11 protein-coding genes are annotated in these 12,003 nt (G+C 65.2%); 5 read left to right on the forward strand and 6 right to left on the reverse strand.

Annotated elements, in window-relative coordinates; translation table 11 throughout:
• Window positions 1-68: 68 nt before the first annotated feature.
• The 6 genes from tkt to IEV75_RS11250 form a co-directional block, all read right to left on the reverse strand.
• A complete protein-coding gene (gene tkt, locus IEV75_RS11225) occupies window positions 69-2,054 on the reverse strand; it encodes a transketolase (RefSeq protein ID WP_188452670.1) in 1,986 nt (661 codons plus the stop codon).
• 38 nt (window positions 2,055-2,092) lie between these two features.
• Window positions 2,093-3,628: a glucose-6-phosphate isomerase gene (gene pgi, locus IEV75_RS11230; protein ID WP_188452671.1), complete on the reverse strand. Its 1,536-nt coding sequence runs from the start codon at window positions 3,626-3,628 to the stop codon at window positions 2,093-2,095.
• 10 nt (window positions 3,629-3,638) lie between these two features.
• Window positions 3,639-4,580: an ArsR/SmtB family transcription factor gene (locus IEV75_RS11235; RefSeq protein ID WP_188452672.1), complete on the reverse strand. Its 942-nt coding sequence runs from the start codon at window positions 4,578-4,580 to the stop codon at window positions 3,639-3,641.
• A 68-nt stretch (window positions 4,581-4,648) separates the two neighbouring features.
• Complete coding sequence (locus tag IEV75_RS11240) at window positions 4,649-5,428, reverse strand: aldo/keto reductase (RefSeq protein WP_188452673.1); 780 nt, start codon at window positions 5,426-5,428, stop codon at window positions 4,649-4,651.
• Between the two features lie 93 nt (window positions 5,429-5,521).
• Window positions 5,522-6,142, reverse strand: a complete 621-nt coding sequence (cmk, locus tag IEV75_RS11245) for a (d)CMP kinase (RefSeq protein ID WP_188452674.1) — start codon at window positions 6,140-6,142, stop codon at window positions 5,522-5,524.
• 28 nt (window positions 6,143-6,170) lie between these two features.
• Window positions 6,171-6,935 (reverse strand): YebC/PmpR family DNA-binding transcriptional regulator, encoded by a 765-nt coding sequence (locus IEV75_RS11250; protein WP_188452675.1) that lies wholly within the window; start codon window positions 6,933-6,935, stop codon window positions 6,171-6,173.
• Window positions 6,936-7,107: 172 nt separating this feature from the next.
• Between IEV75_RS11250 and IEV75_RS11255 the strand changes: the two genes are divergently transcribed.
• The 5 genes from IEV75_RS11255 (at window position 7,108) to IEV75_RS11275 (ending at window position 11,998) form a co-directional block, all read left to right on the forward strand.
• Window positions 7,108-7,836 (forward strand): class I SAM-dependent methyltransferase, encoded by a 729-nt coding sequence (locus IEV75_RS11255; RefSeq protein WP_188452676.1) that lies wholly within the window; start codon window positions 7,108-7,110, stop codon window positions 7,834-7,836.
• Entirely contained in the window at window positions 7,833-8,612 is a 780-nt protein-coding gene (kdsB, locus tag IEV75_RS11260; protein WP_188452677.1) for a 3-deoxy-manno-octulosonate cytidylyltransferase, read from the forward strand. Before IEV75_RS11255 ends, kdsB begins: the two co-directional genes overlap by 4 nt.
• On the forward strand, window positions 8,612-9,256 hold the full coding sequence (locus tag IEV75_RS11265; protein ID WP_188452678.1) for a histidine phosphatase family protein: 645 nt from the start codon (window positions 8,612-8,614) through the stop codon (window positions 9,254-9,256). Before kdsB ends, IEV75_RS11265 begins: the two co-directional genes overlap by 1 nt.
• Entirely contained in the window at window positions 9,256-10,491 is a 1,236-nt protein-coding gene (locus IEV75_RS11270; RefSeq protein ID WP_188452679.1) for an O-antigen ligase family protein, read from the forward strand. The genes IEV75_RS11265 and IEV75_RS11270 overlap by 1 nt, the downstream gene beginning before the upstream one ends.
• A 70-nt stretch (window positions 10,492-10,561) precedes the next feature.
• Window positions 10,562-11,998 (forward strand): exopolysaccharide biosynthesis polyprenyl glycosylphosphotransferase, encoded by a 1,437-nt coding sequence (locus IEV75_RS11275; RefSeq protein WP_188452680.1) that lies wholly within the window; start codon window positions 10,562-10,564, stop codon window positions 11,996-11,998.
• Window positions 11,999-12,003 lie beyond the last annotated feature (5 nt).

Consider the following 12,003-nt stretch of genomic DNA (forward strand, 5'->3'; position numbering starts at 1 on the left):
TTCCTGGCCGCCATCGCACTCGCATCAGCAAGACTCTGGGTCAGAGCTTATGAGTCCACGCCCTAGCCCTAAACCCGCTTCAGCGCTTCCTCGACCACACGCTCAGCCGTGATGCCGAAATGCTCATAGAGGTCTTCGGCGGGCGCCGAGGCGCCAAAGCCCGTCATGCCGACAAAGCCGCCATCGCGCCCGATAATCGCATCCCAGCCCCAGCGGATCGCCGCTTCCACAGCGACGCAAGGGACGCCTTCGGACAGGACCGAGCTGCGATAGACCGCATCCTGCTTCAGGAAACGCTCGACGCACGGCATGGAAACCACACGCGCGGCAACGCCCTTTTCTTTCAGCATGTCACGCGCCTTCACGGCGAGTTCCACCTCGGTACCCGTGGCGATCAGCACGATCTGCGGCGCACCGCCTTCGGCCTCGCGCAGCACATAGGCGCCGCGCGCGGAGAGGTTTTGCGAGCCATCATCCTCGCGCAAATGCGGCACGCCCTGACGCGACAGGGCAAGAATGGCCGGGCCATCATTGCGCTCCAGCGCGCAGGCCCAGCTTTCGGCTGTCTCCAGCGCGTCGCAGGGCCGCCAGGTCTCGGCGCCCGGAATGGCACGCAAAGCGGAGAGATGTTCCACCGGCTGGTGGGTCGGCCCGTCTTCGCCCAGCCCGATGGAATCATGGGTCAGCACATAGATAACCCTCTGGTTCATCAGTGCAGACAGGCGGATGGCCGGGCGGCAATAATCAGAAAAGATCAGGAAGGTGCCGCCATAGGGCGTGACACCGCCATGCAGGCTCATCCCGTTCATGGCCGCGGCCATGCCATGCTCGCGCACGCCGTAATGGATATAGCCGCCGGAGAAATCGTCAGACCTGATGATGGCCTGCAAGCTCGCTTTGGTAAGGTTCGAGCCGGTAAGGTCTGCCGAGCCGCCAATAAGGGCCGGATAGTCCGCTGCAATCGCTTCGAGCACCTTGCCCGAAGCGGCGCGCGTGGCGAGCTTGGGCTTGTCCTCGACGACTTTGGCAATGTGCGCGTTCAGTGCGTCCTGCGCAGCCTTCGGCACACCGCCAGCCATGCGCGCCATGAAGGCTTCACGCACGCTTGATGCCGCGAGCCGTTCATTCCACGCCTTGCGGGCGGCCGCGCTGCGCTCCGCCATCTCCTGCCAGTCGGCATAGATATCGTCCGGCACTTCGAACGGGCCGTGCTCCCAGCCAAGCGCCTTCCTTGCGCCCTCGATCTCCTCAGCCCCCAGCGGCGAACCGTGGGAACCGGCAGTACCGGCCTTTTTCGGCGCACCGAAACCGATCGTGGTGCGGCAGGCGATCAGGACCGGCCGGTCACTGGCCTTTGCCCGTGTCAGCGCCGCATCGACAGCGGCCGCATCATGGCCGTCAACGCTGAGCGTCTCCCAGCCGGCCGCCTCGAACCGCCTCTTGTGGTCCACCGTGTCCGACAGCTCGGTCGAGCCATCAATGGAGATGGAATTGTCATCCCACAGCACGATGAGGCGGTTGAGTTTGAGATGGCCGGCGAGCGAGATCGCCTCCTGGCTGATACCCTCCTGCAGGTCGCCGTCAGAGGCGATCACCCAGGTATGGTGATCGACCAGTGCATCACCAAAATGCGCATTGAGGATGCGCTCGGCCAGCGCCATGCCGACGGCGGTAGAGATGCCCTGCCCCAGCGGGCCGGTCGTCGTCTCGACGCCAGGCGTGTGGCCAAACTCGGGGTGGCCAGGGGTTTTCGAGCCCAGCTGGCGGAAATTCTTCAGCTCGTCCATCGTCACGCCCTCCACACCGATCAGGTGGAGGATCGAATAGATGAGCATGGAGCCATGACCGGCCGACAGCACGAAACGATCCCGGTCCGGCCATTGCGGATCAGCCGGATCGAACTTCATGTGCTTGGCCCAGAGCACCGCCGCAGCATCGGCCATGCCCATCGGCATGCCCGGATGGCCGGATTTGGCCTTCTCGACGGCGTCCATGGCGAGGGCCCGGACCGCGTTGGCCATCGGACGGATACGGTCAAGATCGGGAGCGGTCATGGAACGGGCCTCTGGCGGGGTTCACGGATATGGCGGGGTCAAAGCCTGAATGCGCGGGCAAGGTCAAGACTGGCAGGGTCAAACCGGCTGTGATTGCCCTTCAGGAGGTCATTGGTCAGCAGCTTGCCGAGCTCGACCCCCCACTGGTCGAACGGGTTGAGCCCATAGACCAGCCCTTCGCAGAACACCTTGTGCTCGTGAACGGCAATCAGCGCGCCCAGCCCTTCAGGGTCCAGACGCTCAAGTGTGATGACCGAGCTGGCGCGCCCGCCGGGCAGCGTCTTGTGGGCGGCGAGCTCGCCCTCACCCTCATGGCCGTCGAGCAATGCGGCCGTCTGCGCAACCAGATTGGCGCCAAGCGCCTTCGCACGGTCATCGCCGCTGGCATAGAGCGCTTTTATGGCAATGAAATCGACCGGCACCTCGTCCACGCCCTGATGGAGCCACTGGAAGAAGGAGTGCTGGATGTCCGAGCCCTTGCCGCCCCAGACCAGCTGGCCGCCGGAATGCGCGGGGAGAGCGGAGCCATCAAGGCGTACCGGCTTGCCAAGGCTCTCCATCTCCAGCTGTTGCAGATAGGCGGGCAATAGCTCCAGCCGGGTGGAATAGGCAGCCACGCACCGTGCCAGCAGGCCCCGCCCGGCGCGATTCCATACATCAATCAGCGCCTTGGCGAGCGGCAGATTCTCGTGTGCCGGGGCGCTGGCAAAATGCGCATCGATCTGGCGCGCGCCCTCGAGAATGCGGGCAAAAACTTCCGGCCCCAGCGCGATCTCGAGGCACAGCCCGGCCGCTGACCAGAAGGAATAGCGGCCGCCAACCCCTTCCTCGAACGGGAAGATGCGCGCCGGCGCTATGCCAAAGCTTTCCGCCTTGTCCGGCGCAGCAGTGGCAGCGGCCATGCGCGCATTGGCGCCGTCCTCCCCCAGGCTTGCCGCCAGCCAGGCCTTGGCTGCGCGGGCATTCATCAGCGTTTCGGACGTGGTGAAGGATTTGGAGGTCACACAGACCAGCGTCGTTTCCGGGTCCGCACCCTCGATCGCGTCCTCCAGGTCAGCCGGGTCCAGATTCGACACGAAGCGCAGCTCCACGCCCTCGCGGCGGAAGGCCTTCAGCGCAGAATAGACCAGGCGCGGCCCCAGATCAGACCCGCCAATGCCGATATTGATGAGGCGCGTGACCGGCTTGCCGCCCGGAGCGCCTTCGCCCTGACAGGCACGGGCAAACGCCGCCGTGCGCGCGCGCGCATCCTCGATGCGCCGGGCAAGCTTACGATCCTTCAGTGCCGAGGCATCACGCAGCGCCGCATGCAGGGCAGGACGCGCTTCGGTCGGGTTGACGATGTCACCAGCCAGCAGAGCCTTGCGAGCCTTGTCGAACCCGGCCGCTTCGGCCAGCGCGAACAGCGCGTCCAGCGCCGGCGCATCAAGACGCTGATGGCGGGCGTCCAGTACCACCGGCCCGGCCCGCCATTGCAGTGCGTCGCGCTCCTTGCCGCCCTCGCGTACCAGCTCGCCGAGCGTCCGTCCGGCAAGGCGTTTCACATGCGGCTGAAGCGGCGATTCGTTATCCATCAGCTATCTCTCACTCCTTGATCGCGGCGCAAATCAGCACGGTCAGCCCGCCATTGCCCCTGCCTGCCTCAAGCGGCTCAATGCTCACGGCTCTGAGACCGGCGCCTTCCAGCCAGCCGCGCAGCGTCTCCGGCTCGAAGCCGAGATGTTCATGATGGTATTCCGCGCGGAAATCTTCAAAGTCGTGCGTCTGAAAGTCCGCCAGCAACAATAGCCCGCCCGGCGCGAGCACCCGCGCCCACTCAGTCAGCGCCCTTTGCGGCTGCGCAATATAGTGCAGGACCTGGTGGACCGTGATGAGGTCTGCCGCCCCGGTCTCTAGCGGCAGGGCGGTGGCATCGGCCTGACGCACCAGCCGGTTGGCAAGTCCGGCCTCGCTCATCTTGGAGCGGGCCACGGTGAGCATTTCGCGGCTGAGATCCACGCCGATGCCGTCTTCCGCCCGGTCGGCGAAAATTTCCAGCATGCGGCCTGTTCCGGTGCCCACATCCAGATGCAGGCGGAATTTCCGGTCACCGGCAGCCTTCAGCATGGCCGCCTCGACAGCCTCTTCGGAGAAGTGCAGGCCCCTTATGCGCGCCCATTGCTCCGCGGCCACCTCGAAATATTTCTGCGCCGTCTCGGCGCGCAGACGGCGCACCTCGTTCAGGCGCGCCAGATCCCGCGCAACTTCCGCATCATCGCTGCGCTCCATCTCTTTGAGCAGGGCGGCCAGGCGTTCGCCGACGCGTGATCGCGCCAGCCGGTAAAACACCCATCCCCCTTCCGGGTAGCGCTCGCAAAGCCCTGCATCGGCCAGCAGTTTGAGATGGCGGCTGACACGCGGCTGGCTCTGCCCCAGCACCTGCATGATTTCGCTGACCGTCAGCTCCCCGCGCAGCAGCAGGGTGACGATTCGCAGCCGGGTCGGTTCGCCCAGTGCCTTCAGCTTGGTCAGCAACTCTGCGTGCATCGGCACCCTGTCAGTTGGAAAGACTCATCCGTCCACCGGCCATAGCCAGTCTCGCATGAAAAGTCGATTCAGCCACCCGCGCCCAGGGCTGTCATGGCCGCGATATTGGCGGCCATGTGCTCTGAGCGGGTGGTGGTCATCACCACGCAGTCAGCCAGCCCGTCAAGGACAGGGTCAGCCAGCGCACCGGGCATGGCCACGCGCGGACTGTCCGCCGCACCCGCCCTCAGTCGACGGGCAAGCGTATAGAGATCGGATGGTTTGCGCGGCATTCGAAGCGGCGGCGGACCATTGCCGGCCGCCTCGATCCCCATCACGGCCATACCGCTGGCACGGGCCGCGCGCAGGCGCGCTTGCGCCGCATCACCGACAAAGGGATGGACGGGCGCCATCAGGATTGCGAACGCGCAGGTTTCCAGCGCCGCATCCAGCTCTGCGCCACGCCCTGCCACGCCGAGATGAAGGAAGGCTCCGGCTGCTCTCATATCTGACAGACGCGCAAGCAGGGCCGGGGTCAGCTCGGAAGGTGCCGGGCCATGCAGGATTAGCCCGTCCACGCCCTCCACACCAAGCCGGGCGAGGCTGCCGCGTAGCGAGCGCTCAATACCATCAGGTGAAAAATCACGGATGCGCCGCGCAAGACCGGTACTGGAGACGCCTGCCTTGGTGGTCACGAAGACGTCGCTGCGCGGCAGGCAAGCCAGCGCGCGGCCCAGCCGCTTTTCGGCTTTGCCCGCACCGTAGGCAGGGGCGGTATCGAAAACACGCACCCCGCCCTCGAATGCCTTCTCCACGAGCAGGCGTGTCGCGCGCGCGGGCATCAGCAAGGTGCCATGCGCACCGGACACGCCTAATGCCAGGGGGGAAGTAAACAGGGGTGGGGGCGCCTGGCTCATGGCAATTGGCTATAACGGCGCAAGCGCTCTGCCAACCGGAATTGACTAGCGCGCGCCTTCCACGATGGCGATAGCCGCCCGGATCGCCTCGCCCTCGTCCATATCGGTCGTATCGAGCTCGACAGCGTCCTCGGCCTTCATCAGCGGCGCGTCGGGGCGGGACGCGTCGCGGCCATCGCGTTCGGCCAGCTGGCTCATGATCTGCTCCAGCGTGACCGTCTCGCCCCGGCTGACCAGCTCGCTCCAGCGCCGCGAGGCACGCACCTCCGCGCTTGCTGTCACGAACAGTTTCACATCGGCGTGGGGGGCTATGACGGTGCCGATATCGCGCCCGTCCAGCACCGCGCCGCCCGGCGTGCGTGCAAAATCCTGCTGCACCGCCTTGAGGGCAGCGCGGACGCCGGGATGTGCCGATACGATGGAGGCGGCTGCGCCCGCCCCGGCAGTGCGGATCCTGGTCTCGTCAATGTGCGCCGGATCGAGCGAGCGCGCCGCCGCTTCGGCGGCCCCGGCATCGGCCGGATCATCCCCGGCTTCCAGCACGGCGACAGCAACTGCACGATACAGCGTGCCGGTATCGAGATGGGGAAGGCCGAAGCGCGCCGACAGCGCCCGCGCAATCGTGCCCTTGCCCGAGGCCAGAGGTCCATCAACGGCAATCAGCATGGAATGAAGACCTTCCTCGGGCGCACGGTCACGATGCGAGCTTGCTCATCTCATCGTCGGAAATGTCGAAATTGGCATAGACATTCGACACATCGTCCAGGTCTTCCAGCGCTTCCATCAGCTTCATCAGCGTCGCGGCCTTGTCGCCATCAACCTCGATCAGGTTTTGCGGCCGCCAGATGATATTGGCTGACTTCGCCTCGCCAAAGCGCGTCTGCAACGCCTCGCTTACTTCGGCCAGATCCTCGCGGGCGCAATAGATGACGTGTTCGCCCTCTTCGTCCTCATTGCCCTCTTCCTGCGTCACATCCTCGGCCCCGGCCTCGATGGCAGCTTCAAGCACGGCTTCCTCATCGCCAATGGACAACGGAAAGCGTATCTCGCCCACCTGATCGAACATGAAAGAGACCGAGCCGGTCTCGCCCATATTGCCGCCATTCTTGGAGAAAGCGGAACGCACGTCGGATGCGGCGCGGTTCTTGTTGTCAGTGGAGGCTTCGACGATCAGGCCGACACCAGCCGGGCCAAAGCCCTCATAGCGGATCTCGAAATACTCCTCGACATCCCCGCCCTGACCCTTCTTGATCGCCCGCTCGATATTGTCCTTGGGCATGGACTGGCCCTTGGCGTTGGCGACGGCCAGGCGCAGGCGCGGGTTCATGTCCGGGTCCGGGCCACCCATTTTCGACGCGATTGTGATTTCCTTGGACAGCTTGGAAAACAGCTTGGCGCGCGCCTTGTCCTGACGGCCCTTGCGGTGCTGGATATTGGCCCATTTGGAATGCCCGGCCATGGGGAACCTCCTGCAAACATATCTGCCCGCCAGAGCGGGGAGCGCGCCTTCTATCGCATAGGCTGGGCAGGAGCAAACCCGCTGCTGGCAGCGGGGCAAAAAAGCGTGGTTTAACTTGCCCGACGCCGCTTTCCCCGGCTATGCGTTTGTCGGGCTTATGAAAGGCTTTCCCATGCGCATCTGGTTGAAGCGCCTGCAATCCCGGCTGCAGGACCCCCGCCAGTTTTCCGTCCCCAAGATGAAACGCGAATGCCCTATCTGCGGGTATGAAGGCGTGTTCCTCGCGCTGGGTACACCCCCGCGCTGGGACGGGCGGTGCCCGAACTGCTCCTCGCGGGAACGCCACCGGCTGATCCATCTGTTTCTCGAACGCGAAAAGATTGATCTGAGCCAGCTGGGCACCATCCTGCATTTCGCGCCGGAAAAGCACGTCAAGCGCATGCTGTCTGGCCATGTCGGCTACAAGGCCGCCGATATCGTGCCCGGCAAGGCCGATCTGACCATGGATATTGCCGATATCACCCTGCCGGACGGCTCGGTGGACATGGTGGTCGCCAACCATGTGCTCGAGCATGTGCCCGACGACCGCAAGGCGATGGCCGGCATCGGCCGTTGCCTGGCACCGGGCGGCATGGCGATCATCACCGTGCCGCAGAACTGGGCGCGTGAAGAGACATTCGAGGCCGGAGCCGATATCAGCGAAGCCGAGCGCTTTGCCCATTACGACGATACCGGCCATGTGCGCTATTACGGGCGTGATTTCGCGCAGCGCTTTGCCGATGCCAGCGGGCTGGATGTCGAGGTGTGGCGTCTGCCGCCGGAGGAGGAACCGCGCTGGGGGCTCTATCGCGGCGATGTTCTTTACATCGGGCGCAAGCCACAGGCGTCCGCAGCCGCATGAGCGTGATCGCCGTCATACCGGCCCGCTTTGGCTCGACGCGCTTTCCCGGCAAGCCCCTGCACCCCATCGCAGGCGTCGCGATGGTGGAGCGGGTGCGCCGTCTGGCGCTGGCGGCAGATAGCGTGGACCGCGTTATCGTCGCGACCGATGACACGCGCATACTGGACGCGGTAACCGCAGCCGGCGGTGAGGCCGTGATGACGCCGGAAACCTGCCGCAACGGCACCGAGCGTGCCTATGAGGCCGTGAACGGCTTTGCCACCCCGGACGATGTCATCATCAATCTGCAAGGTGATGCGCCCCTGACGCCGCCCTGGGTGATCGAGGCTGTAGCCGCTCAAATGGCGGCAAACCGGGAGCTTGCCATGGCCACGCCCGCCGTGGCGTTGTCAGATGACGCCTACGCCAAAATGGCCGGGGCCAAGGCGAAGGGCGAGGTGGGCGGCACCACGGTCGTCTTCGACCGCAAGATGAACGCGCTGTATTTCTCCAAGGCGGTCATCCCCTTCCAGCGCGAAAAGAGCGCGGGCACGCCCGTCTACAAACATATCGGGCTTTATGCCTACCGCTTCGATACCCTTGCCCGGCTGGTTGCGCTGGAGCCCACGCCGCTGGAGAAAGCCGAAAGCCTGGAACAGTTGCGCGCGCTGGAAAACGGTATCCCGATCCGCATCGTGCTGACCGATTATCGCGGGCGTACGCCCTGGTCTGTCGACAGCCCGCGTGATGCCGAGATCGCCGCCGGGATTATCGAACGCGAAGGCGAGATTGTCTGATGCGCCTGATCCTCGCCCGCCACGGCAATACTTTCGGCCCCGGCGATACGCCGGTCTGGGTCGGCGCGCGCGAGGACCTTCCCCTGACAGACAAGGGACGGGTGCAGTCCATCCAGTTCGGCCTGGCCCTGAAAGAGGCTGGCATCACCCCGGCACGCATCATCGCCGGCCCCTTGCAGCGTACAGCCACCGGCGCGCAGCTCGCGGCAGCCGAGTGTGGCTTTGATGGCGGGATCGAGATCGACACCCGGCTGCGCGAGATCGACTATGGCAGCTGGGGCGGGCGCAGCGATGCGGAGATCACCGCCGAATGGGGCGAGAAGGCCATCGAGGACTGGCGCGAACGCTCCATCGTTCCACCGGGCGCTGGCTGGTCGCCCTCGCCGGAGACTATCGCGGCCAACGCTTCGGCGATCCTTCAGGACATCAACGCCGCCGCAAAGCCCGCAGACACGGTTCTGCTGATCTCGTCGAACGGTATTCTGCGCTATTTTCATGCCTTGCTGGGCGGTGACCCGCAGCGGCCTGAAGAATCCAAGATGCGCACCGGACACTGGAGTATCGCCATCGCCAGCCCCTCGGGCTGGCAGCTCCAGACATGGAATGTGCTGCCCCACCCGGACGCATTGGGAGGGGCAGGCTGATGCGCCCGGACATGCGCGCCGTTTTGAGCGAGGAAGGCCGCGCCTTGTGGGCGTGGCTTGGCGCGATGCTGCTGACGGCCCTCTTCGTCCCGGCTGGCGGGCTGGGACTGGCCGCGGCTGCGGGCCTGTTCGCCCTGTTTGCCCTTCCTGCGCGAACACTGGCGGCGCATCTGCGCGCGCCGGCGCTTACGACCATACTGGCAGGCATAACGCTCGCCTGGTTCACCGTGAGTTATGCATGGTCTCCCAACCGGGATCCGGAGGAAGTGCTGAAGCTGGCACTTCTGACGCCGCTTTTCATCATGGTGCCGGTTGCCGCAGCCCGGTTGTCAGGCTCAGGCCAGAAGCTTGCGCGCGCCGCCTTTATCGCAGCTTTAGCCTTCATCCTGTGTGTGATGGCCGTCGAGGCACTGACGGGCGGCGACATGTCGCGCAGCTACAAGCTGGCCGTCGAAGGATATGACGACGGCCGCACCGATCTGGCCATACGCGTCAATACCGTCCTCAGCCGCGGCGCGACACCGGCCATCATGCTAGCCGGTGTCGCCATCATCCTGCTCTGGATGCAGCCGAGCCGCGGCGCCCGCAGCCTTGCTGTCGGTGCCGGCCTCATCACCATTGCCATCGCGCTCGATTTCGGTGCGCAGGCAAACGCAATCGCGCTGGGCACGGCTCTTGCCGCCGCCGCCCTGGCATGGCGCTGGCCTGCCGGAACGCTCAGACTCCTCCTGACCGGACTGGCTGTTTTCATCCTTGCCGGTCCGCTTGTATTCCTCGCGCTGCTTGCCCTCATCAGCCCGGAGACGAGCGCGGCCATGCCCATGTCATGGGAGTGGCGGCTGGAGATCTGGCGCTTCGCACTGGAAAAGATCGGCGAGGCTCCGCTCGCAGGACACGGGATTGGCGCCGCGCGCGTGCTCGACGGTTCGATGGAGCTGCGCGGCTATGAGATAGACCTTTTGCCGCTGCACGCCCACAACGCCTCCCTGACCCTGTGGCTGGAAACCGGGCTGGTGGGCGCAGCGCTGTGCTCGGCGACCCTCATCGCCCTCGCCCGCGCGTTGCCGTCTGAAGACACCCTGACCCGGCCGGTAATCATGATGATCGTGTTTGCCGTCACGGTCTGGGCCGTGAATGTCGTCCTCAGCTATGGCATCTGGCAGGAATGGCATCACGGTGCACTGGCGCTGGCCATTGCGGCCGCCTTTGTCGCCCGCAACCGCCCTCATCCCTGACCGGCAGGATTCTTGCGTCTCCGCCTCTCTCATCCGGTGCAGAACGCGCCGGACCGCCCGGGAGGCCGTGATGGCGTATCAATATGGATCAGAAGGCACCTTGAACGCAGCCGGCGAGGTGCACGCGGGCAAGCTTCTGCGTCCCGTCCTGCGCCGCACCAACGTGCTGCGCGCCTTCGGTTTCAGCGACCTGCTGGCGTTTACCCTATGCCTGTGCATCACCATGCCGCTGGCCTCTCCCCAGCAAGACGATTTGCAGATGCTGCGCCATGCCGGGGCCAGCTTCGGCCTGTTTGGCGCGGTCATGCTCTGGTTGCGCTCGCGTGGTCATTACCGGGCCCGGCAGGGCCTCGCCAACCAGATCCGCCCGGTCCTTGCCGCATCCGCGCTCGCCCTTCTCGGCGCCGGGACGATCCACATGATGAGCGGCGAACCGGGCCTGAGAACGGCAACTCTCACATTGTGGGGCGCGCTTCCCGTCGCGATTATGGCCTTGCGCTTTGCTACCCGCGCTGCCCTTGAAGCATCCGGCGAGTGGGAACAGCCCGTGACCCTGCTGACCGCGGCCGCACAGCGCGCCGAACAGCTCAACATCCTGAAACGCAATGCCGATCACGGGCTTTGCGCCGCCACCGTGATACCCCTTGAAACCCTCAGCGGCCTCGATGATGGCGCGCTTGCGCGCTGGCTGGACACGCTGGACGGCATGCCGGTTTTCCTGGCGCCGGACGAGGCGGCCCAGGGCGTTGCGAACCGCATTGCGAGCCTTCTCAGCGCGCGCGGCGAATGCTTCTACTATCAGCCCGCGATTGGCCGCATCCCCACGCAGAATATCGACCTGATCGACTATCCTCCGGCGGACGGGTTCGTCTTCCGTATCGGCGACAGCCTCGACCGCCCGCTGGCCCAGCGCGCCAAACGCCTCTTCGACCTTGCCGCCAGTGCCGCGGCACTATTGCTGCTGGCTCCGTTCATGCTTGCCTTTGCGTGGGCCATACGCCGCGATGGCGGTCCGGCCCTGTTTGTGCAGCCGCGGGTCGGCAAGGACGGGCGCACCTTTGGCTGTTTGAAATTCCGCACCATGTGGGTGGACGCCGAGGACAAGCTCGCCAGCGTTCTGGCGCAGGACCCTGAGCGCGCCGCGCAATGGGAGACGTTCAAGAAGCTCGACGATGATCCGCGCATCACGCGGGTGGGACACTGGCTGCGCAAGTTCAGCCTGGACGAGCTGCCACAGCTCATCAACGTGCTGAAGGGTGATATGAGCCTCGTCGGACCGCGCCCGATGACGCTGGACCAGCAGGCCGATTACGGCCCGTCCTTGAGCGCCTATGTGCGCATGCGCCCTGGCATCACCGGGCTCTGGCAGGTCAATGGGCGCAATGCCACAAGCTTCGCCGAACGCGCGCGCCTCGACGACTGGTATGCCCGCAACTGGTCTCTCTGGCGCGATACCGTGATCCTGGTGCGCACATTGCGGGAAATCGTGATCCCCTCAGGGCGGTGACAAGG

The sequence above is a fragment of the Glycocaulis albus genome, from assembly GCF_014639075.1.
GTDB lineage: Bacteria > Pseudomonadota > Alphaproteobacteria > Caulobacterales > Maricaulaceae > Glycocaulis > Glycocaulis albus.